General features: G+C 62.9%; 20 protein-coding genes. 12 read left to right on the top strand and 8 right to left on the bottom strand.

The features are described from left to right. Positions 1-69: 69 nt before the first annotated feature. Both U5N23_RS24735 and U5N23_RS24730 read right to left on the bottom strand, forming a co-directional pair. On the bottom strand, positions 70-2,553 hold the full coding sequence (locus U5N23_RS24735) for an arsenate reductase (azurin) large subunit (protein WP_322595345.1): 2,484 nt from the start codon (positions 2,551-2,553) through the stop codon (positions 70-72). 12 nt (positions 2,554-2,565) lie between these two features. Continuing rightward, entirely contained in the window at positions 2,566-3,090 is a 525-nt protein-coding gene (locus U5N23_RS24730) for an arsenate reductase (azurin) small subunit (RefSeq protein ID WP_322595344.1), read from the bottom strand. Between the two features lie 163 nt (positions 3,091-3,253). On the opposite strand from U5N23_RS24730, the gene U5N23_RS24725 reads away from it, so the two are divergent. The 3 genes from U5N23_RS24725 to U5N23_RS24715 are packed head-to-tail and all read left to right on the top strand — an operon-like array spanning position 3,254 to position 6,885. Further along, positions 3,254-4,105, top strand: coding sequence for a PhnD/SsuA/transferrin family substrate-binding protein (locus tag U5N23_RS24725; RefSeq protein ID WP_322595343.1), 852 nt, complete (start codon positions 3,254-3,256; stop codon positions 4,103-4,105). A 4-nt stretch (positions 4,106-4,109) separates the two neighbouring features. Next, positions 4,110-5,564, top strand: coding sequence for a HAMP domain-containing sensor histidine kinase (locus U5N23_RS24720; protein ID WP_322595342.1), 1,455 nt, complete (start codon positions 4,110-4,112; stop codon positions 5,562-5,564). Further along, positions 5,539-6,885, top strand: a complete 1,347-nt coding sequence (locus U5N23_RS24715) for a sigma-54 dependent transcriptional regulator (protein ID WP_322595341.1) — start codon at positions 5,539-5,541, stop codon at positions 6,883-6,885. The genes U5N23_RS24720 and U5N23_RS24715 overlap by 26 nt, the downstream gene beginning before the upstream one ends. 30 nt (positions 6,886-6,915) lie before the next feature. Here U5N23_RS24715 and U5N23_RS24710 read toward each other — a convergent pair whose 3' ends face one another. From U5N23_RS24710 to U5N23_RS24695, 4 genes are all read right to left on the bottom strand, one after another. Next, the gene (locus U5N23_RS24710; RefSeq protein WP_322595340.1) at positions 6,916-7,731 is read right to left on the bottom strand and encodes a winged helix-turn-helix domain-containing protein; all 816 of its coding nucleotides are present in this window, start codon (positions 7,729-7,731) and stop codon (positions 6,916-6,918) included. Positions 7,732-7,881: 150 nt separating this feature from the next. Beyond that, on the bottom strand, positions 7,882-10,107 hold the full coding sequence (locus tag U5N23_RS24705; protein WP_322595339.1) for a PhoX family phosphatase: 2,226 nt from the start codon (positions 10,105-10,107) through the stop codon (positions 7,882-7,884). A 501-nt stretch (positions 10,108-10,608) separates the two neighbouring features. After that, on the bottom strand, positions 10,609-11,088 hold the full coding sequence (locus tag U5N23_RS24700; protein ID WP_322595338.1) for a VOC family protein: 480 nt from the start codon (positions 11,086-11,088) through the stop codon (positions 10,609-10,611). A 254-nt stretch (positions 11,089-11,342) separates the two neighbouring features. Next, entirely contained in the window at positions 11,343-12,803 is a 1,461-nt protein-coding gene (locus U5N23_RS24695) for an NAD(P)-binding domain-containing protein (protein WP_322595337.1), read from the bottom strand. A 339-nt stretch (positions 12,804-13,142) separates the two neighbouring features. Between U5N23_RS24695 and U5N23_RS24690 the strand changes: the two genes are divergently transcribed. The 3 genes from U5N23_RS24690 to U5N23_RS24680 are packed head-to-tail and all read left to right on the top strand — an operon-like array spanning position 13,143 to position 14,277. Then, positions 13,143-13,628 (top strand): c-type cytochrome, encoded by a 486-nt coding sequence (locus U5N23_RS24690; protein ID WP_322595336.1) that lies wholly within the window; start codon positions 13,143-13,145, stop codon positions 13,626-13,628. Positions 13,629-13,636: 8 nt separating this feature from the next. After that, entirely contained in the window at positions 13,637-14,110 is a 474-nt protein-coding gene (locus tag U5N23_RS24685) for a DAPG hydrolase family protein (protein ID WP_322595335.1), read from the top strand. Then, positions 14,077-14,277, top strand: a complete 201-nt coding sequence (locus U5N23_RS24680; RefSeq protein WP_322595334.1) for a hypothetical protein — start codon at positions 14,077-14,079, stop codon at positions 14,275-14,277. Before U5N23_RS24685 ends, U5N23_RS24680 begins: the two co-directional genes overlap by 34 nt. A 21-nt stretch (positions 14,278-14,298) precedes the next feature. On the opposite strand, the gene U5N23_RS24675 is transcribed toward U5N23_RS24680, so the two are convergent. Both U5N23_RS24675 and U5N23_RS24670 read right to left on the bottom strand, forming a co-directional pair. Beyond that, the gene (locus U5N23_RS24675) at positions 14,299-15,366 is read right to left on the bottom strand and encodes an ArsO family NAD(P)H-dependent flavin-containing monooxygenase (RefSeq protein ID WP_322595333.1); all 1,068 of its coding nucleotides are present in this window, start codon (positions 15,364-15,366) and stop codon (positions 14,299-14,301) included. A 76-nt stretch (positions 15,367-15,442) separates the two neighbouring features. Continuing rightward, positions 15,443-15,721: a hypothetical protein gene (locus U5N23_RS24670; protein ID WP_322595332.1), complete on the bottom strand. Its 279-nt coding sequence runs from the start codon at positions 15,719-15,721 to the stop codon at positions 15,443-15,445. Positions 15,722-15,897: 176 nt separating this feature from the next. On the opposite strand from U5N23_RS24670, the gene U5N23_RS24665 reads away from it, so the two are divergent. The 6 genes from U5N23_RS24665 to U5N23_RS24640 all read left to right on the top strand — a co-directional run bounded on the left by U5N23_RS24665 (position 15,898) and on the right by U5N23_RS24640 (position 20,406). Then, entirely contained in the window at positions 15,898-16,683 is a 786-nt protein-coding gene (locus tag U5N23_RS24665; RefSeq protein WP_322595331.1) for a sigma-70 family RNA polymerase sigma factor, read from the top strand. A gap of 68 nt (positions 16,684-16,751) precedes the next feature. Then, the gene (locus U5N23_RS24660; RefSeq protein ID WP_322595330.1) at positions 16,752-17,489 is read left to right on the top strand and encodes a glutathione S-transferase family protein; all 738 of its coding nucleotides are present in this window, start codon (positions 16,752-16,754) and stop codon (positions 17,487-17,489) included. Positions 17,490-17,492: 3 nt separating this feature from the next. Further along, positions 17,493-18,008: a VOC family protein gene (locus tag U5N23_RS24655; protein ID WP_322595329.1), complete on the top strand. Its 516-nt coding sequence runs from the start codon at positions 17,493-17,495 to the stop codon at positions 18,006-18,008. Between the two features lie 2 nt (positions 18,009-18,010). After that, entirely contained in the window at positions 18,011-18,337 is a 327-nt protein-coding gene (locus tag U5N23_RS24650) for an EthD family reductase (protein ID WP_322595328.1), read from the top strand. A gap of 375 nt (positions 18,338-18,712) precedes the next feature. Further along, positions 18,713-19,246, top strand: coding sequence for a sigma-70 family RNA polymerase sigma factor (locus U5N23_RS24645; protein WP_322595327.1), 534 nt, complete (start codon positions 18,713-18,715; stop codon positions 19,244-19,246). A gap of 113 nt (positions 19,247-19,359) precedes the next feature. Beyond that, complete coding sequence (locus U5N23_RS24640) at positions 19,360-20,406, top strand: permease (RefSeq protein ID WP_322595326.1); 1,047 nt, start codon at positions 19,360-19,362, stop codon at positions 20,404-20,406. Positions 20,407-20,416 lie beyond the last annotated feature (10 nt).

Here is a 20,416-nt window from a genome sequence, read left to right as displayed (position 1 = left end):
CGCTGGTCCGGGGCTGTAGCGGGTCCTGGTGCCCAGGGGTTAGCCCTGCCGCCGGGTTGGGCACCGCACTCATGCAAAGTGCCTTTCCTTGAAGGACACGGTCGCTTTGTAGTCTGCCAAGGTGCCCACCCGCCGGATGCTGGCCCACGCGCCCTTGTAGTAGGGAATCACATTGCGGTCCGTCCAGTCGCTGGTCACGTTGCCAGCCGTGCCGTTGAAGTAGCCGAACAGCATGAAGGTCTGCCCGGCTTTGATCGACTTGGCGGGGTACACCATGGCATAGGTGCTGCCATAGTCGTTGAACACCTCGACGACATCGCCAGCGCTCAGGCCCAGGGCCCCGGTGTCGCTCGGATTCATTTCCAGGTAAGCCATCGGGTAGCGGTCCTTGACCAGCTCGTTGTACTGGTCGTGGTAGGCGGTTTGCCATACCTCGTTGGCGCGACCATTGTTGATCCAGAACTTGTGCTTCGTCTTCTGGGCGGCAATGGGTGCGGGCAGGCCATTCCAACTGGCTGGCTTGAACGCCGCCTTGCCGTCCTTGGTGTCGAACTTACCGTCGCCGTAGAGTATCGGCGTGCCGATCAGCTTGCCGCCCTTGACTTCGACAATCGGAAGCTGCACACCATCGTTGCCCGCCTTGCGCAGGAGTTCGTAGGTGGCCAAATAGCCTGTGTCACCACCCTGGCTGTCGATATGGCCAGCGCCGGGCCGACCTGCCTGGCGAAATCCGTCGTTGAAGGCATCTTCCTCCGTCTTCCAGTCGAATCCATTGAACCGGGCCGCCATGCTGGCGTTGCCAGCCTGGGAGTACAGGGCCTTGAGGGTGTTCGCGATGTCCGCCGCAATCAGGCAGTCGGGTTTGGCGGAGCCCGGTGGATCCATGAACCGCTCAGACAAGCGAAGGCGACGCTCCCCGTTCATCGAGGTGAGGTTCATCTCCCCGGGCTGCGCTGCGGGAAGCAGCATGTGTGCGGCCTCTGCCAGCTTGGTCGGGTACAGGTTGATGCCAACGACGAACAGCCCGCCCTTGTTCTTGCAGGCGTCATAGATGACGTCCACCATCGCCGCCACGTCCGCACCACGGGCCTTTGCCATGGCCTCGCGCACGATGTTGGCGCGGCGCGTCAGCACTTCCCGGTGCTGCTGCGCGTTGTTGGTGGACTGGAAGGGATTGGTACCCCAGATGGTGTACATCAGGCCGCGGCCCTGGATGACCTCCTGGTCGATGTAGATCTTCTTGTCGCCTGGGTAAGGGGGCCGCGTGTAGCCCTCTTGGTGCCCACCCATGCGCACGACGCCGGTCCCACGACGCCCCACGTTCTGCGTAGCGATGACCAGGCTCACCAGCGCGCTCTGGATCACATAGTTGTCGTTGCCCCAGATGATGCCCTTCTCGTAGGCGTGCATCGTCCTGGGTTGGTGCCCCGAAGACTTCGGCTTGTAGGCCCATTCAGCCGCCTTCTTGATCTTTTCGATAGGCAGCCCAGTGATCCTGGCTCCTTCTTCAAGGGACATGCGGTTGGTCTTCATGGCCTCGTCAAAGCCCGACGTGCGAGAGCTGATGAACGCCTTGTCGTGCCATCCCTGGTCCACCACGTAGGTGAGAAGCGTATTGAACAAGGCAGTGTCCGTGCCCGGCTCCAGGTCAAGGTGCAACACGTTTTCCTTGCCTGCCACCTGCTCGGCAATGGCGATGGTGGATGTGCGTCGCGGATCGACCACGATCAGCTTGCCCGCCGCAGCTGCCTCGCCGGGGAACCACTTCTTCTTTTTGTCGGAGGTGCCGCCAGACAGGTTGGGCACCCAGTGGTTGAGAAAATAATTGGTCTGGGTCTCATAGGGGTTGCAGCCCGTCGCCACGATGCAGTCGGCCACCTGCGCGTCTTCGTAGCTGTTGTTCAATTCACCGATGCCCATCTCGCGCGTGGCATGGCATTCGGAGTTGTATGCGGGGCGGTTGTGTATGCGCACCATGGGCGTTTTCAAGGCCGAGAACATCAGCTTGCCCGTACCCCAGGTGTTCTCGAAGCCGCCACCCGCGCCGCCGTGGTCGAAGCAGTCGTACATCACGCCCGAAGGGCCGTCGGTGTCGAGAATCTTCTTGGTCACGCCGGCATAGATGGCGAGCGCTTCACTCCATGTGGTGTCAAACCAGTCCACGCCCCGGAAGATGCGAGGCGTCTTCAGGCGGTCCTTGCCGATCCCGTCGGAGGTGTACATGTACGAACCCATCTTCCCGCCTCGGGTGGATGACAGGCCACTGTTGACCACGCATGCCTTGTCCGGCAGGACCATGATGTTCCACCGCTTGCCCGAGTGGTCGGTGATGGTGTTGGTCATGGCAGGGGTCATGGTGATGGCCATGGGCGGCACCTGCTTTCGGAAGTCCACACCCAGGGCGTTCTCGCCCGGTGCGCGCCCGCCTTCCCGGTTCACGTCCCACTTGTAGACGTGGTAGCCGCAACCGACGATGCAGAAGTGGCATGTCATGTTGCTCTTTTGCGCGTCCTTGGGAGGCAGCGCGATACGGTCTCTGATGTCGGTGCTCATGGTGTACCTTCCTCACAGAACATTGGATTGGCGGCCGTACAGCAGGCCGTTGATGGCGACGGCCTGCACGCTGTCGGTGCGTGCGTCGTACTCCAGCAGAATTCTCGGAAGGTCCTCCGTTGCCTGGCCGCACACCATCTGGCCGCTGTTCTCTGGGTCGAACACCGAGAAATGGCAACCGCACTTGAAGGTCTTGGTACCGCCGTCGTAGGTGACGGGGCAGCCCATGTGGGTGCACATGGCGCTGTAGGCGACGATGTCCTTGTCAGGGCCGACACCGCCAGGAACGGGCGCGCCCATGCGGATGGCGTAGCACATGGAGCTGGCATCGGGATAGTTGAACGTGACGGCTTCGTTCACCGGCATGGCGCGGGCCTTGCCGACTGCCCGGCGCGGGTAGTTCAGCGTGGTGGCGCCCGCGCCCGCTGCGCTGGATGGCGCCGCATGTGCGGTGCCGAGGTGGGTCGTGGCCAAGGCAGCCGCGCTGCCCCCGCTGGTCATCATGAAGATGCGCCGGCTGAGTTTTGGGTTTTCCATCGTGTCTCCGTTGTGTGTGCTGACAACGGACTTGTGCAAGTTGGATGCCCGCACAGGAAATCAATGATTTCAAGCACTTAGCGAAGTCAATCCTCGGGTATGTCCGGGTTTGGTAACTCTCACAAGGGCGCTAAGTTACGGTTTCGTAACCATAGAACCCACGATGCAACGAAGAACTGTGCTCCGGGTGCTGCCTGCCCTGGCGGGCTGCGCCGGCGGTGCCAGTGCCCACAATGTGCCGCGCATTCGCGTTGGACTGACGGCGGTGATCCTTGCCGACCAAGCGGCGTTTCTGTCCCGCTGGGGGACCTATCTCTCCAGTCGTACGAACGCCGAGGTCACCTTCACCACCCGCGAGTCGTACCAGGAGATCCTTGACCTTCTGTTCGCTGGCCATTTGGAGGCCGCCTGGGTATGCGGGTATCCGTTCGTGCGGCAACGCACTCGGCTGGAGTTGCTCTCGGTACCCCTGTTCGAAGGCCAGCCGCTCTACAGGTCCTACTTGATTCGCCCGGTGGACCAGCGCCACAAGATCGAGGGCTGGGCCCAGTTGAAAGGTCGTGCACTGGCCTATTCGGATCCGCTCTCCAACTCGGGCTGGCTGGTACCGCAGGCGCAGTTGCGGCAGGCCGATCTACGTGCGCGCGACCTTCGCCGATCATTCTTTGCCCACGGCCATCGCAACGTTGCGGAAGCTGTGGCGGCGCAGCTGGCCGACGCAGGGTGCATCGACGGCTATGTGTGGGAGACCATGCGTCGCCAGGGCATGGCTGCTGCATTTGCCACCGAGGTAGTGTGGCGGTCTGAGTCCTTCGGGTTCCCGCCATTGGTAGTGCAAAGCGGCATGTACGACGCGGCAGCCCGGAGTCTGCAATCGGCCCTGGCGGGCATGGGTCAAGACCCTCTCGGAAAGCCTTTGTTGCAGGCCCTCAACCTGGACGGATTCGCACAGGAGCCTGCCAGCATCTTTGCCTCCATCGAACGCCTCGCCGAAGAGCAGGCGCGGGCGGGCTGAGTCCATGTTTCGCAGGCTTCCCTATCGTTTTCAGGTACCGCTCGGGCTGGTATTGGCCGTCTTGGTTTCGGCTTTGCTGGTTTCGGCTGTGGCGGCCCAGATAGCCGCGCGCTCAGCCAGGCAAGAGGTATTGACCACCGTGCGCCAGGCGATGGTTCTTCTGAGGGCCCAGGCCCGGCCCCTGCTCGCCGCAGACGATACCTGGCGTGCCTACACCCTGCTGCGAGACACAGCGGCGTTACTACCGGGCACAGAGCGGGGCCAGACACGTGCCGCCATCCTTGACGCTAAGGGTCGGTTTCTCGCAGGCTCTGATCCTTCCAGGCTGGTGACCGGGGTCATGGCATTGGGAGAGTCAGCGCATGCGAAGCTTGCTCTGGCGGCGAATGATATTCGCGCCCGGGTTGAGCAGGCGGCCGATGATGGCGCGCTGACACTCGTGGAGCCTATCCGCAGCGAGGACGGTGGTTTGCTGGGATTTGTGTATGTCGAGATCGATGCCCCTGCTTTTGCAACCGACTGGGTGGCTGTTGCCCAGCCTGCGGCGATAGGTGCGCTGCTGGCAGCTGCACTGCTGGTGCCAGCCGGCTGGTTTTTGGGCGAGCGGATGGGCCGGCCCATCGCGCAAATCGCGAGTTGCATCGCAAAGATCGGCCGCACCGATGCCGCGCAACTGAGCGCCCAGGTGCCCGTGGCCAAGGATCCCGAACTCAATCGCATTGGGGATGCGGTCAGGCGCCTGCTATCCGAGCTTCAGGTGCGCCAGGAGGCTGAACTGCGTGCGCTGTCGGCTGAGCGCCTGGCTGCGGTTGGGCGCATCACCGCAGCGGTTGCGCACGAGATCAACAACCCACTGGCGGGCCTGCTCACTGTCGCCCAGACCCTGCGCATCCATGGCGCAGCAGAAGAAACACGGATTCGCAGCATCGATCTGATCGACAGAGGCCTTAAGCAGATCCAGACCATGACGGCAGCTCTGCTGCCCCAGGCGCGCGTGGAAGACCGGGCCCTGCTCCCCGGCGACATCAACGACGTTGTCACGCTGGTTCAGCCCGAGGCACAGCGCCTGGGCGTGCAGATCAGCCTCCACCTGGACATCTCTTCGGCGTTTCGCGTTCCGTCAGCGGTGGTGCGCCAGGTCATGCTCAATTTGTTGTTGAACGCCATCAAAGCCGCAGGCGATGGCGGACTGGCGCATGCCTTGGTCCAGTCAGATGCGCAGGTCTTGCGAATCAGCATCGGCAATACCGGCTTGCGCCTGACGGCGGCTGACTTGGAGACTCGCGTCGCATCCGAGGGGGGCAATGACCCCCGTGGATTCGGCCTGTGGATATGCCGCGAGATTGCCAATCGCTTCGGTGGCGGCTTTCACTTGGTCGCCGATTCAGCGGCTGCAACCGAGCTTTGTTTCTGGATACCCAACCTCAATGCACATGAGCAAGTCACTGTTACTCGTTGAAGACGATCCAATCATGGGCGAATCGCTGCAGCAGCGCTTCGAACTGGAGGGCTATCAGGTGGTCTGGTGCCGCCGCTTGGCCGAGGCCACTGGCCGTATCGCTGATCCCTGGGCCGTGGTCATCAGCGACGTGCGCCTGCCTGACGGATTGGCCACCGACTGGTTTTCGAGTCTGCCGCCGGCAAGCCGGTCCATCCCGTGGTTTTTCCTGACAGGCTATGGCAGTGTGAATGACGCTGTGGCCGCCATCCGGGCGGGAGCCCGGGAGTACCTCACCAAGCCCTTCGAAATTGAACGCTTGGTGGAGCAGGTACACGCCTGTACCTCTGCCGGTCATCCTGAGACCGACGACGCAGTTCTCGGGGTATCCCAGTCGATGCGCAGGATCGAAGAAATGATCCACAAGATTGCTGGGCAGAAGTCTTCCGTGTTGCTCACGGGCGAATCGGGTGTGGGCAAGGAAGTAGCCGCGCAGTTCATCCACAGTCTGGATCCGCGCAAGGCCAAAGGCGACTTCGTGGCCGTCAACTGCGCTGCGGTCCCGGAGAACATGATGGAGGCGGAGTTTTTCGGGTACGAGAAAGGAGCCTTCACGGGCGCGCAGCGCGCGCACAGAGGATTCATGGAGCGGGCGCACGGAGGGACGCTGTTTCTGGATGAGGTGGGAGACCTGCCGCACCATATGCAAGCCAAGCTATTGCGGGCTCTGCAAGAGCACTGCTTCTTCCGTTTAGGTTCGGAGCGCACCACGGTCAGTGACTTTCGAGTGATTGCAGCCACCAACCGTGACCTGTATGCAGACATGGTGGCCGGTTCGTTCCGGGAAGACCTTTTCTATCGCTTGGCCGTCATCAATCTGCGCCTCCCGCCCTTGCGCGAGCGGCCCGAGGACATCCGCTGGCTTGCACAGCGCATGCTGGGACAGTTGACGGCGGAGCACGGCCGCGTGCTCGCTGTCTCGGAGCCATTTATGCGCGACCTCATGGGGCGCACTTGGAAGGGAAATGCACGGCAGCTACGCGCCTACCTGGAGCAGGCGGTCGTGCTCAGTGATAAGGGCGTTATCGATTTGCCCGTGGACGCGGAATCTCCGGCCACACGCAATCCGTCGCACGGGAATGACGACGAAGCGGCTGATTTTGTACCCCTGCAGGCGATGGTGGAAGAGGCAGAGCGCCGCCACATACAGCGTGCGCTTCAGCGCGCCGAAGGCAGTGTGTCGGGTTCGGCAGAGCTTCTGGGAATCAGCCGCAAGACCTTGTGGGAGAAGATGAAGCGGTTCAAGGTGGTAGGTACGGACGCCGCAAAGGTATCTTCCTGACCTGTGGAGGTCAGTCCTCAGCGAGGGCTTTCACTGGGCTGCAAATATGAACGGCCTGCGGCTGGTAGCCCTCGGCACCGGTGCCGGGGGGCGCGGCAAGATGCCCGCATCGGTCAGGTCGGAAGTCAGAGGTTTGCGAGAAAGCCGATAGCCCACTAGCCTTACCGTCTGGATCATGGAATCCATCCCAGTCGGGGCCAGCGCAGTCCTGAGGCGCTTGATGTGGGCATCGATCGTCCGTTCATCGATGGCCTGGTCCTCACCCCAGACCCTGTTGCGGATTTCCAGCCGTGTATGCGCAACCTCCGGTTTGCTCATGAGGAAGTGCAGCATCCGAAATTCCGTGGGGCCGATTTCGATGCGGACCTCCCTGTGCCCGACCAGACAAGTGACCTCGTGCCTGGCGGGGTTGAGCGTGAGCGCACTGACTGTCACCTCTCTGTCTGAAATCTCAGGGGCGCGCCGGCGCAGTACCGCCATCATCCTTGCCAGCAACAGGGCGGGCGAAAAAGGCCTGACCAAGAAGTCATCAGCGCCGGCCTCCAGCGCCTCAATGGCCTGCTGCTCGCCCGCGCCCTGGTCGATTGCGATGACCGGTGTGTGGGGGTGGGCCAGGGATGTTCGCAGGCTTTCGATGAAGGCCTCCGGAGACGCCTGCGCAAACGACCAATTGACGACGATCAGGTCTGGTTTGGCCCGACACAGACAATCTTTCGCCAGGGAAGGCTTGGCCGACTGGAACACGGAAAAGCCGTTCTGCGACAGGAAAGTAGCGGTAATTTGCCTCGCCAGATTCTCGCCATCGATGACGAGGACGCTTCGCGGAAGAATTCGCGCATTCATCATGGTCAAACCTTGCGAAAGGATCAGGTACGGTCGTCCGTCCAGTGACCCAAGTAGGTCGGCGAATCACGCCGGGGAGTCCAGTGTTTAAAAATGAGCAGGCCCGTGCTGCTGCATGGGCCTGCTCTGTTCTCAAGTCAACTATCAGTCTGATCAGCTACCGATGCGACCACCGTCGTTCTTGGTGATCACGATCGTGGCGGAGCGCGGACGCTTGCCAGGGCCGTAGCCGGCGTTGGACGGCCATTGGCTCGTGTACTTTGCGGGGTCACCAATGTTGGCGTTCGCAGTGTTCTCGCCCGGGTGCTGGATGTTGATGAACATGGCTTTGCCATCCGGGGTTTCGCACAGGCCCGTGATCTCCGATCCGACCGGTCCGACGAGGAAGCGCTTGAGGGTCGACGGGGTCGGCGCCTTGCCCACGTCTGTGGCGACATCAAGCTTGCTGCCATCGGCCTTGGTGTAGCTCAGGGTTTTCTTGCCACCGTCACCCACACGGCCAGGGATGGCCGCCAGCATCATGTTGTTCGTCACATCAGTGTAGGCACCGTCATCGGTCTGGATCCAGCAGATGCCGGTGGAGGGGCTGAACACCAGGCCGTCTGGGCTGGAGAAGTCCTGGTCGGCAGTCAGGTTGGAGATGTTCACCATCCCCTTGTCGGCACCGGCTTCGGCGCCAAACAGGTAGATGTCCCAGGTGAACGAAGTTGCAGCGCCGCCTGCGCTGCCTTCCTTCATGCGCAGCAGGTGGCCGTTCGGGTTTCCTGGCTGTGCGGTGGAGCCCTTCATGTCGGTGTAAACACGAGGATTGGAGGCGTCAGGGGCCAACTGTGTGGAGCCCGATGGCTCAACGCGGCGGTTGCTGTTGTTGGTCAGGGTCTGGTAGATCTCGCCATTGGCGGGGTTCACGCCACCCCATTCGGGACGGTCCATCTTGGTGGCGCCGACGGCGTCGCCTGCAATGCGTGCGTTCACCACAATGTCGGCCTGGTCTGCGAACTTGTAGCCGGCGTAGTTGGCGATCAGGGGGTTGGCCATCGACAGCTCAATCCATTGCCCGGACCCGTCAGCGTTGTACTTGGCGACATACAGCTTGCCGTTGTCCAGGTACTTGTCGCCAGTCGCCATGCGATCGGTGGGATTGGCGTCCGCTGCGGACCAAAGGGCGCTCGAGACATACTTGTAGACGTATTCATTGCGGGCATCGTCGCCCATGTACACCGCCAGAGGTTGGCCCACCACTGGCGTGCTAAAAGCGGCACTTTCATGCGCAAAGCGGCCCAGGAAAGTACGTTTCTTCGCGAGCTTGGACTTGTCCAGCACGTCGATCTCGACGATGTAGCCCATGCCGTTCATCTCGTTGCGGTAGTCGTCGCTTCCGTTGGCAGAGGTGCCCAGCTTGCTGTTGATCCAGCGCGCGTACTTGTCCTCAGTGCCGCCGCTTTCCCAGCCGTGGCGGGATGCTGCACCCTGATTGCGGCCGTAGCGGTTGAGCGAGGTAACGCTCTTGTCGTTGCCACGGGCGGCATCGTCGGTTGAGGAACGGGTGAAGTAGCCGAACCAGTTTTCTTCACCGGTAAGGAAGGTGCCCCACGGCGTCTTGCCAGTGCCGCAGTTGTTCAAAGTGCCGCGGGTCCGGGTGCCCGTAGGCGAGAACTTCGTGACCATCAGCGCGTTTCCGCGCGCAGGCCCTGCCACTTCCATCTCGCTCAATCCAGTGAGGCGGAAGTTGAATGCGGACGACTGCACCGTCGCCCATTTGCCAGCGGTCTTCCTGACCTCCACGACGGAGATGCCGTGGGCAGCTACTTCCTTGTCGATCTCGCTGGCAGGACGTGGCAGCGTGGTGGTTCCGCCATTGGCGTGCATGAAGAACGAGCTCAGCTTCTCGTCGGTCGTGGCTTCGTGGTTGACGGCCAACAGCCCACGGTCCGTCGAAGACGTGGAGAGGCGCCCATCGCTGCTCAGGCCAAACCATTCCATCCCGTCGTGGTGGTCGCCTGCGCGGTTTTCATAGTCGACGTCGGTGCCATCGTTCTTGAAAGCGGGGGTCGTCGCGGTCAGCGGATCGCCCAGCGCATAGATCACACTGGCCGTGTAGCCAGCAGGTACGATGACCGCATCGGCCAGGCTCTTGCCAACAGCGGTAAAGCCCAGCAAGGTTTCCCCAGGAACCGCAGCCACGTTGTCATCGCCGCCACCGCAGGCTGTAACCGCGAAGCTACCGAGCAATGCCGTACCTACGGTGCCCATACCCCCGCGAAGCAAACCACGACGGCTCAGGCGGGCTGCCAAGACGGAGTCGAAGGTTGGATTGCTGGAGGTGTTTGAGTTCTCGTCATTGAAATCAATGGTGACCGCATCGCTGAGCTTCTTCATCGCACTACCCTTTTAGATATTTGGAAATATCGAATTTAAGAGGGTTGTGTTACGACTTTGTGACTGCGAACGGCAGCCTAGTGTGGTGACCAGGCTGCGGCGAAACCTAGCGCAGTGCCGCAGAGCTGGCGGAGCCGACCCGCGATGGACGATGGAACTGGGCTTGGCAAGGGCAATCAGTGAATGCCGCGCTTTGCAAGCAGCGGCATTGACGACAGGCGCCAGGCTGAAAAGCGAGCGCGTCTATGGTCTCCTTCATCCCCACAGGGTAGTTTCAGTACCCGCGCATTGACTATTCAACTGGCGGACCTAGTCAGCCTGAGCTCCAGAATGAAGGAGCACATCAGCAGGGGATCTGAGCGGGTCAGCACCAAAACGGTCACAAGCACGGCCGCCAAAGTCAATGACGCGGCGACGATACCTTTCGCTTGCACTTGGTATGGCGCACAACCCTGTATTACCCCTCAAGTGCATGCGTTGCGACTACACCGACCAGGACCGTCAGATCACGGCCCCCGTGCCAGACACCAGAAAAACTGCGCGCTTGTCCTGGGGCATCTGTGCCAGCTCATCGGGTGTCAGGCGCGCATAGAGTTCAATCTGATAGCCCGTGGGATCCCGAAGCCACAATTCGTGCAGCGGCGTGCCGTGCCAGGTGGTTCGTGGGGGCTTGATCACCTCCCATCCTTGTGCAAGGGCGTTGTGGTAGCTTTCGATGACCGACTCACGGTCAAGCAGCCCCAGGCCAAGGTGGTAGAGGCTGTAGGTGTCCAGCGGCTGGCCGCTGTCGTTAACCACCAGCACCAGATTCAGTCGCAGCGCTGTCGAGAGAAAGGTCGCGAACCTGGCCGTTCGGTCCTTGGGGGGACTTCCCAGCAACGCCGAGTAGAACGCGATGCTGGCATCGAGATCGGCGACCCGGATGCTGAGGTGGAACTCGGCGGGTGGAGAAGTCAAAGGGGATAGAGGTGCGATTGTCACGGGGGCCTTTCAAGCTGCAGGGCGTGTAGTAGGTGGAAAGATGCTTGTGTTGCGGCGGCAAGCACGCGCAGGAACCGAATGGCGATGAAGGCAGCCAGGCCCAGCGCGGCCTCCAGCCACTGGGCGCTCGCCCACCATCGGTCGGCAGCCAACCAGAGTCAGAATGTGCCACGGCCTGCAGCAGGCGCGCCGGCAGCATCAATCGATGCCGTGCCAGCAATTGCCACTATTCCAGTTCGGTGCCACGGGGGTCCTCAACCGCAGCATGCGGACTTGAGGCGCTTGGCCGATGCAGCAACAACCGCCGACTTCGGGCCACAACCGCAACCCGCCTCGCCCTCGGTTTTTTTGACTTCGTCGAGCGCACAGCAAGCTGATGCGTCTTCCTTGGGCGGGCCTCCGCAGCAGGCGCCGCCACCGGCGACTAGGTCCGGGCTCGCCAGATCTGTAGAGCAGACCCCAGTCTCTGGCAACTCCAGTTGCACGTCGTCCGCAGCGGCCAAGTCGCCCGCCAGCGCGGCCACAACGGAGCGGGCTTGCTCGTAGCCGGTCGCCATCAGAAAGTTCGGCGCGCGGCCATAGCTCTTGGCACCGATGGCGTAGAAGCGGGGTTCCGGGTGCTCCAACTCTCGATGGCCGTGTGGGCGCACCGTGCCGCAGCTGTGCACATTGGGGTCGATCAGTGGCGCCAGCGCGTCGGTGCTCTCCAGCCAGGGGTCAAAGCGAAGCCGCAGTTCGCGCAGCATGCCCAGTTCGGGCCGCGAACCTGTGGATGCAATAATCTCGTCGACACCCTCGATTGGCGGCTTTGTGCTGTCTGAGGCCACAACGCGCAGGCCTTCAGGCAGCTTCCCGTCCAACACGATCTCGCGGATGCCAAAACCCAGGTGCAGTTCCAGCAGCTCCTGCTCAACCAGTGCACGCAGCCGCGAGCCCAGCTCGCCACGGGCTGGAAGGCCATCGTTTTCGCCGCCGCCAAACAGCCGTCGCAGGTCGGTCCCGCGCACAGCCCAGGCCAGTCTCGTGCCGGGCGTCTGTTCGGTCAGAGTCGCCAGTGCGAGAAGGTTGCCCGCAGCCGAGTGACCTGCTCCAACCACCAGCACTTTGCGCCCCGCATAGCGCGAACGGTCTGCGCCCAGGATGTCGGGCATGCCGTGCACAATGCGCGCACGTATCCCGACCTCTGTCTCACCCCGTGCCGACAGGCCGTGAATACCCAATGGATTGGGTTGCGACCAAGTGCCAGAGGCATCTATCACCGCACGGGCGCGCTGCTCGTATAGGCCGTCGCCGGTCTGTACCTGCAATAGAAAATCGGCCTGCTCACGGCCTGCGGTCTTGGCCTTGTCGAAGCCGAGCTTCGACACCGCAAGCACCCTCGCGCCGAAGTGGATATGCGGTGCCAGCGCTGGCGTGCGCGACAACGGCGTGAGGTAGTCGTCGACGAGTTCACCGGCTGTGGGCAACTGCTCGTCGTCGGGGGCCTTCCAGCCCGAGGCCATCAGCAGCTCGCGCGCTGCACGATCAATGTTGAAACGCCATGGCGAAAACAGCCGCACCTGCCGGTATCGGCCCAGGTGATCGGCGACGCCCGCACCGGCCTCATACACCACGACGGGCAGCCCGCGTCGAACCAAATGGGAGGCAGCGGCCAGGCCTACTGGCCCGGCACCGATGACGGCAATGGGAGAAGGGGAGATGGTGATTGAAGACATGACTCAGGTTCCTTCGTATTTAGTTGATCTGGGAGTAAATGGGTAAAAGATCTCAGGCAAATGCTCCTGCTTTACAGAAGTGCCAGGTCCCGCGACGCCCCAAGTAAGACAGGGCCCGGATACCTGCCGGTCTGCACGGACAGTTGAATAGGGATGCGGTTCATGTAGGACTCCATGGGTTGCACCAGACGTCGGTGCGTTCGACCATTCGCAGGGATAGACGCCGTTTTCGACCCAAGGTGGCAGGGTCAAGGGGCATCGGCGGGCCAGTGCCGGTGCGCATGCCACCTTTGCCCGTCGGGGCCGTCTATGCCTGCACAACCTTGTCCAGGAGCATGAATGAAGTCACCAGCCATACACTTTGCAGCAGCGTTTTTCGCAGCACTGGCAGCGTCGGCAGCGCTGGCACAGTCACCGGCCGGCCCCCAACGGCCCCGCGACTCCGTCGAACTGGGCCGCTATTTGGTGAAGACCACCGGCTGCAACGACTGCCACACCGCGGGCTACAACGAGTCGGCCGGCAAACTGTCCGAATCGAAGTGGCTCACGGGCGACACGTTGGGCTGGCGCGGCCCCTGGGGCACGACCTACGCCACCAACCTGCGCCTGTACTTCGCGAACATGGATGAGACCCAATGGTTGCAACACGCGCGGACCATGACGCCGCGCCCACCCATGCCCTGGTTCAACCTGCGCGCCATGTCCGACAACGACCTGCGTGCGATCTACCGCTATGTCAAAGCAGCAGGGCCGGCGGGCCAGCCGGCGCCGGCTTACGTCCCGCCTGGCAAGACGCCAGCAGGCCCGTTCGTGCAGTTTCCGTGAGGCGCGGCATGTCCAACTCCGCGCCGCCGCCCCTGCCTATCACGTGGCAACCCAAGCCGCTGACCAGCGCACGCAGCGGCGCGCAGGTGCTGCCCGACGGAGGGCTGCACTGCTGGATCGAACATGAGGTGTTGCAGGGCATCACGCCGCGAATGCTGGCCTGGTGGTTCCAGAACCGCGAGGGTGACATGGACTTCGAAGGCGGGCGTTTGCCGCGCTACCCAGTCTGGCACCCGCGCGACCATGTACGGGTGTCGTACGCGCAGCCCCTGGGCGATGGCAGTATCGGGGTAGGTGCGCAGTTGCATATCGTCGAGTTGCTGAATCGCAATCCGAGCTACCGGGTCGATGTGCTCAGCGACATCGTGCGGCTCGACGAACAAGGCTCTGGGCACCGGCCGCGTCTGCATGGTCTGCGTATGGCAGCCATGGACTACCGCTCGAGGCCGTGCCAGACGGCATACGCTTCATCAACAGCCTGACGATCGGCCTAGCCTCGGGCTGGGCCCGGCCGCTGATCCGCCGCTTCGTGTTCGACACGGCACGGGGCGACGCGTGGATCCTCCACAACATCGAAGAAGTAGGGCAGCTGGAGCGCTTTTTGCCGGACTTGTACGCGCGAGAAGCACCGACAGACGCGGCGGCGTGAGCCGCGTGGACCGCCCCCGGTTCAGGGTGGATCGCGTCCTAGCGCCTCGTCTATCTCCTGCGCAGTGGCGCGGGCGCTGCGCATCACGCCTACAAGCGTGGCCGAGGCCATTCCGGTCCAGTCGCCATAGCCCACAAGCCACAGGCGAGGCTCGATCACGCTGCGGGTGCCGTGAGTTGCCACCTCCACCCGGCCATGTGCGTCGACAATGCCCAGCGGCGCCAGATGCTCCAACGCCGGCCGGAAGCCGGTGCACCAGATCACCACATCGAAGGCAGATTCGCTGCCATCGCGCCAACGCACCCCGTTTGCCACAAAGCGCTCAAAGGGCTCGCGCGCCACCAGCACTCCGCGCGCGCGGGCCTCCCTTACCGGCGGCACCATCACGATGTCGCCGAAGCCGCCCGGCAGGGCCTCGACCACGCGCCCCTCTTGCTGCGCGCGCCATCGCTCTGTGGCCCGTTGGAACAGCACCGAGCCATCCACGTCGTCGGGCAGGAAGCGCGGCGGTTGTTCTGTTACCCAGGTGGCCTGCGCCAGGGCCGAAACCTCGGCCAAGATCTGTGCGCCGGAGTTGCCACCACCCACCACCAGCACCCGCTGGCCCGCCAGGGACGCCGGATCGACATATTGGGCGGAGTGCAATTGCAGGCCCCTGAAGTTAGCAAGGCCCGCGTACGACGGGGTGTAGGGGCAGCGCCAGTTGCCGGTGGCGCTGACCACCGCCCTAGCCTGCCAGGCGTCGTCGGCCGACTGGACCAGCAGTCCCTGCTCGTAACGCGTCACGGCCTTGACCATCACCGGCCGCTGCACTGGCAAGGCATAACGTTCTTCGTAGCGCTGCAGGTAGTCCTGCACCTGGTCACGCGTCGGGTAGCGGTCTGGGCCAGGCGGCATGGGCCAGCCCGCCAGTGAACTCCAACTGGCGGGCGAAAACAGCCGCAACGACTGCCAGCCGTGGCGCCATGCGCCGCCAGGCCCAGCCTCGGCGTCGAGGATCTGATAGCTGCGCCCCGTCCGGCGCAGGAAATAGCCGACAGACAGCGCAGCCTGCCCGCCGCCAACAATGATCACATCGGTCTTGTGCATGGAGCTGATCATCGCAGGTGCCGCGCCTGCTGGACTGGCGTAGGCAGCACGGCAAGGGTGAATCGTTCGCACTGAGTCAAAATGGGAAACGCTCCTGGTCGCGGCAGCGCCGTGCCGGTGCGTGGATACCCATGTTTCGCAGAGTCGACCGGGTCAGGCCAATCTCTCCCAACTCGATGTCATTGAGGTAGCCGAGGTAGCGCGCGTCGTGCCGGCTCCGGCGCCATGCGGCGATGGCATCGGTCACCCGGTCGCGAAGTCGTTTCACGCTGGCACCCATCGACTTGCGTTGCCTGGGGCCGGTAATAGCACAACAGGGGACACTGGGGCGGGCGGCGGCGGGTGTGTTGAACATGGAAGGGGTCTGGTGGAGAATTGAGTACCTCCAAAGACGCCGTCGGCCAGCCAAGGTCGCAACGCAGCCCGGCGGCACCCCTGCGGGAGGCGATAGTCACCAGACTTTGTCACCTTTGGCCTGGCTGCGCGTCTATGTGTCGATCTGCCGCTATCGCGGCCCGAAGGGAGCAGCAAATGAACATCAACGCAGTGGCCCCAGACGACAACATGGACCGGAGCCCGCCGTGCGCCAGCGCAGCGCAGTCCGTGCGCGGCCCGTTGCGCGAACGAGGGTGCCCAGACAGCGCGTTTCCCTGTGGGCGTGTGCCGCATGCCATGCCAGCGGCCGAGCCCATTGACACCGTCGCTGAAGCATACGCTCAATTGCGTGGGGCACTGCTGGCGTATCTGCGCAAGCACACCGGGGACGCCCAGGTGGCCGAGGACCTGCTGCACGATGTGGTGGTCAAGGCGCTTCTCGCCAGTCGCGACGAAGCCCACGCGCCGCAGAACCTGACCGGCTGGCTCTACGCCGTGGCTCGCAATGCGGCGATGGACCACCACCGCCGGCAGCGGCCAACCGACGAGTTGCCCGAGGACCTTGCCACCCCCACGGCCGGCGATGAAGATGCCGCGGTCATCGAATTGGCCAACTGTCTGCGGCCAATGGCCGAACGGTTGCCAGACACCTACCGCGCTACGGTCATCGCCTGCGAGCTGGACGGTCAACCACTGGCCCGTGTGGCCGATGCACAAGGCCTTTCGCTGTCGGCGGTCAAGACTCGCGCCAGCAGGGGGCGCCGCCTGTTGCAAAAAGAACTGGTGGAGTGCTGCCGCGTGGCCTTGTCGGCCAAGGGACAGGTGCTCGACTACGACGCAACCGCTGCCGCCATGTGTGCACCCGCCGGGTCTGGCCGTTTGCGCGCTGCGCTCACCACAGGCTGGCAGCCGCGCGAACTATCTGCAACCGAAAAGCTCTGACACCTTTTGCCGTGGTCTCCGTCTTTGCGATGTGCCCCTTGTGCCGCACCTTCAGAACGGAGATATTGATGCCCCCCCTTCAAAGTACCGCGCCGACAGCAGCGGAGCCCGCCGAGCCTTCGCTACGCCTGTACCACCACCCGGTCTCGACCACCAGCCGGCCGATCATGATGTTTGCGGCCGACCACTCGCTGGCCATCGAGATGCGTGTGGTGGACCTGTTCGCGGGTGAGCAATTCAGCCCTGCCTTTACCACCATCAATCCCAACCAGGCCGTGCCGGTGTTGGAGCACGGAGAGTTTAGACTCACGGAGTCGTCGACGATCCTGAAATACTTGGCCGACCACGTTGGCTCGGCCACCTACCCCGCAGAGACCCAGTCGCGGGCCCGGGTGAACGAGGCGATGGACTGGCTGAACACCGGCCTGTCGCGTGAACTGCTCTATGGGCTGGCCTATCCGCAGTTGTTTCCCCCATACCGCCGGCGCACGGCTGAGGCACAGCAGGAGGTGCTGTCATGGGCGCAGCCGCGTGTGGAGCGGTTACTGAGCATCCTCGATGCCGACATGATCGGACCCAACGGGCGCTTCCTGGTGGGTGAGCACATCACATTGGCCGACTACCTCGGCCTCGGAATCCTCACGGTCGGTGAAGCGGTCGGCCTAGACTACGCGCCGTGGCCCAACCTGCAGCGCTGGCTGCGCACCATGAAAGCGCGATCAGCCTACGTTAGCACCCACGCCATGTTCCATGCCGTGCTGGCTCAGCCAGGTGAAGCCACGGCCACTGATATGGCGGCGGGCTGAGCCATGAGAACACCTACCCTGCCAGCCATCTACGGCCTGCACCACAACGCCTGGCGCTGCAGTGATGCCGAACGCTCACGCCGGTTCTACGAAGACCTCCTCGGCCTGCCACTCACTGACGCCTTTGAGATCCGGCAAAGTAAGACCGGGCGCGATGTGCAGGCGCTGCACCTGTTCTTCGCACTCGGCGATGGATCCAGCCTGGCGTTTTTCGACGTGCCGGGTATGCCCTTCGATTTCAAGGTCCAGCACGACTTTGACCTGCACATCGCGCTGGCCGTGGACGCAGATGCGCTGCAGCCGATGATTGACCGGGCACGGGCGGCTGGTGTGGAGGTCCGGGGCATCAGCCACCACGGCCGCATCAGATCCATCTACCTGCGCGACCCCGACGGGTATGTCGTAGAGCTGGCCGCTCCCGCAGACGAAGGGGCAACGCTAGTGCCGACAGCCGAAGCCCGCAAGACACTGGATGCGTGGCAGCAGCGCAAATCCGAGCCCTGTCCTTTACAAACATAAAGATGTACCGGATTACCTCCCACTACCGCTGGTCCCACGGCGCGCGTTTCGACGCGGTGTACTACCAGACAGAACACATGCGCATCACGCTTCAGGCCACCGGACCGCTGGGCTTGGTGCGCCTGGAGTCGGACCTTGTACACCGCGTGGCACCGCTGCAGGCTGGCGACCTGGTGGCGAGCACCCACGCCTGCTTCGCGACCCTGAGCCAGGCGCAAGCGGCCTTGGCCGAAGCCGGACCCTGCTTGAGGGCAGACCTGTCCCGCTATACAAACATCAAGCCAGAACTGTTCTTTGTGCTGGTCAGCCACCACAGTCACGAGGGCTGAAAAGTAAAACCCACGAATGAACCATGCCCGCAAGCGGCCGACTGTAAGCGACGGGTACTGGCCCGGTGACTCGGCACTGATCTGAGACGGCTTCTGGAACGCCGTGAGCGCTGTTGAGCTTAGAGGTTGGCACGAGAACCTTTGAGCTGATCAACAATCGACAGTGCACGAACTACTCACATGACAATCAAGGAGCTTGCTGCTTGCATGCCGCCTCTTTGTTACCCCGTAGGCAATTTGTCACCAGTCATTTAGCGCTAGTCTCTTGTGAATTGACCGTGATTTGCAGCGAACGGCACGCCGTGGTGCGGCGAAACTACGGAGCTGTATTCCGGATGAAGATCAGCCGATTTAGCTGCCGCGAAAGAGTGCCCAATGAACTGCCTATCCAAAGCCTGGGTCCAGAACGAAGCCGAGTTGCGCGGCTGGGCTCGTCAACGCATGCACAACACGGCAGACGTGGACGACTTGCTGCAAGACTTGTTTCTCAAGGCGCTGCGCCAGGGTGAGCGCTTTTGCTCAGTACAAAACGCCCGCGCCTGGCTGTTTGAAGTTGCGCGCAACACGCTGGCTGATCGGCTGCGGGTTGCACGCAGCTCGGTTGAGCTGCCGGAAGACCTGCCCAGCCCGGAGATAGAGCAGCCGCAAGCGGTGGACATCCTGAGCGCTTGCCTGCCCCGGGTGTTGTCGGAACTGTCTGCCGACGACCGCGAGGCCATCACCCTGTGTGACCTGCAAGGCGTGCCGCAGGCGGACTACGCTCGGGCCAAGGGGTTGACCCTTAGCGCGGCCAAGTCGCGCGTGCAGCGCGCACGAGTGCGCATGAAGCAGCAAATGACGACCGCGTGCCGCGTGCAACTCGACTCGGCGGGGCATGTGCAGGACTTCGTAGCGCGGCCACCGCTCTGATTTGCTCCAATTTATATAGCTGATAACGCAAGTGATACGGGCGCTACAGCCTATTTTGGCTATATTTCCAGGAAATCCTGCGTCTTTTGGGAGCATGCCGCGTCTTCACAGGCATGAACACTCTCACCGCGCCCCCAAAGCCCTGGTCGCAGCGCCATCCCATCGCTTTTCTGGCCCTGGCCGCCATCGCTTGGCTGGGCTTGTACCAGACGCTGATCCCCGCCTCTGAGGCGCTGGTCGCCGCCTTGCCGGTGGACCGCGCCAGCCATCTGGGCGGTGCCCTTCAATTCTTCTTCTATGACACCCCCAAGGTGCTGATGCTGCTCACGGGCGTGGTATTCGTCATGGGCATGGTCAACAGCTATTTCACGCCGGAGCGCACGCGCGCCTTGCTGGCCGGGCGCAGCGAGGGAGTGGCCAATGTGATGGCGGCGTCCCTGGGCATCGTCACACCGTTTTGCTCTTGCTCGGCCGTGCCGCTGTTCATTGGCTTTGTGCAAGCGGGCGTTCCGCTGGGGGTGACCTTCTCGTTCCTCATTTCCGCCCCCATGGTGAACGAAGTGGCGCTGGCCCTGCTGTTTGGCATGTTCGGCTGGAAGGTCGCATTGATGTACCTCGGCCTGGGTCTGAGCGTGGCCATCGTGGCCGGCTGGATCATCGGCCGCCTGAAGATGGAAGCCCACCTGGAAGACTGGGTGCGCGAGATGCCCAAAACCGCCGTGCAGTTTGAAGACACCGGCGCCACCCTGGCCGACCGCATTCAGGGGGGCTTTGCCGCCGTGCGCGAGATTGTCGGCAAGGTCTGGCCTTACATACTGGGCGGCATTGCGCTGGGCGCCGCCATCCATGGCTATGTGCCAGAGGACTTCATGGCCAGCTTCATGGGCAAGGACGCCTGGTGGTCGGTGCCGCTGGCGGTGCTGATGGGCGTGCCCATGTACACCAATGCAGCCGGGGTCATCCCCATCGTGCAGGCGCTGCTGGCCAAGGGCGCTGCGCTGGGCACCGTTCTGGCTTTCATGATGAGCGTGATTGCTCTGTCTCTGCCCGAGATGATCATCCTGCGCAAGGTGCTGAAGGTCCGCCTGATAGCCACTTTTGTCGCTGTGGTGGCCACGGGCATTTTGATGGTCGGCCTGGTGTTCAACGCCGTGCTGTAACCGCGCCATT

Source organism: Acidovorax sp. (assembly GCF_034519795.1).
Taxonomy (GTDB): Bacteria; Pseudomonadota; Gammaproteobacteria; order Burkholderiales; family Burkholderiaceae_C; genus Acidovorax.
Note: the sequence above shows the minus strand (reverse complement) of the source record. Positions and strands in the feature narration are given on the sequence as shown.

Coding starts and splice junctions, on each gene's coding strand:
- U5N23_RS24730 (WP_322595344.1), bottom strand. CDS start 3,090: ATGGAAAACCCAAAACTCAGCCGGCGCATCTTCATGATGACCAGCGGG.
- U5N23_RS24655 (WP_322595329.1), top strand. CDS start 17,493: ATGAGAACACCTACCCTGCCAGCCATCTACGGCCTGCACCACAACGCC.
- U5N23_RS24720 (WP_322595342.1), top strand. CDS start 4,110: ATGTTTCGCAGGCTTCCCTATCGTTTTCAGGTACCGCTCGGGCTGGTA.
- U5N23_RS24675 (WP_322595333.1), bottom strand. CDS start 15,366: ATGCACAAGACCGATGTGATCATTGTTGGCGGCGGGCAGGCTGCGCTG.
- U5N23_RS24690 (WP_322595336.1), top strand. CDS start 13,143: ATGAAGTCACCAGCCATACACTTTGCAGCAGCGTTTTTCGCAGCACTG.
- U5N23_RS24725 (WP_322595343.1), top strand. CDS start 3,254: ATGCAACGAAGAACTGTGCTCCGGGTGCTGCCTGCCCTGGCGGGCTGC.
- U5N23_RS24705 (WP_322595339.1), bottom strand. CDS start 10,107: ATGAAGAAGCTCAGCGATGCGGTCACCATTGATTTCAATGACGAGAAC.
- U5N23_RS24670 (WP_322595332.1), bottom strand. CDS start 15,721: ATGTTCAACACACCCGCCGCCGCCCGCCCCAGTGTCCCCTGTTGTGCT.
- U5N23_RS24695 (WP_322595337.1), bottom strand. CDS start 12,803: ATGTCTTCAATCACCATCTCCCCTTCTCCCATTGCCGTCATCGGTGCC.
- U5N23_RS24640 (WP_322595326.1), top strand. CDS start 19,360: ATGAACACTCTCACCGCGCCCCCAAAGCCCTGGTCGCAGCGCCATCCC.
- U5N23_RS24645 (WP_322595327.1), top strand. CDS start 18,713: ATGAACTGCCTATCCAAAGCCTGGGTCCAGAACGAAGCCGAGTTGCGC.
- U5N23_RS24665 (WP_322595331.1), top strand. CDS start 15,898: ATGAACATCAACGCAGTGGCCCCAGACGACAACATGGACCGGAGCCCG.
- U5N23_RS24710 (WP_322595340.1), bottom strand. CDS start 7,731: ATGATGAATGCGCGAATTCTTCCGCGAAGCGTCCTCGTCATCGATGGC.
- U5N23_RS24660 (WP_322595330.1), top strand. CDS start 16,752: ATGCCCCCCCTTCAAAGTACCGCGCCGACAGCAGCGGAGCCCGCCGAG.
- U5N23_RS24685 (WP_322595335.1), top strand. CDS start 13,637: ATGTCCAACTCCGCGCCGCCGCCCCTGCCTATCACGTGGCAACCCAAG.
- U5N23_RS24735 (WP_322595345.1), bottom strand. CDS start 2,553: ATGAGCACCGACATCAGAGACCGTATCGCGCTGCCTCCCAAGGACGCG.
- U5N23_RS24650 (WP_322595328.1), top strand. CDS start 18,011: ATGTACCGGATTACCTCCCACTACCGCTGGTCCCACGGCGCGCGTTTC.
- U5N23_RS24715 (WP_322595341.1), top strand. CDS start 5,539: ATGAGCAAGTCACTGTTACTCGTTGAAGACGATCCAATCATGGGCGAA.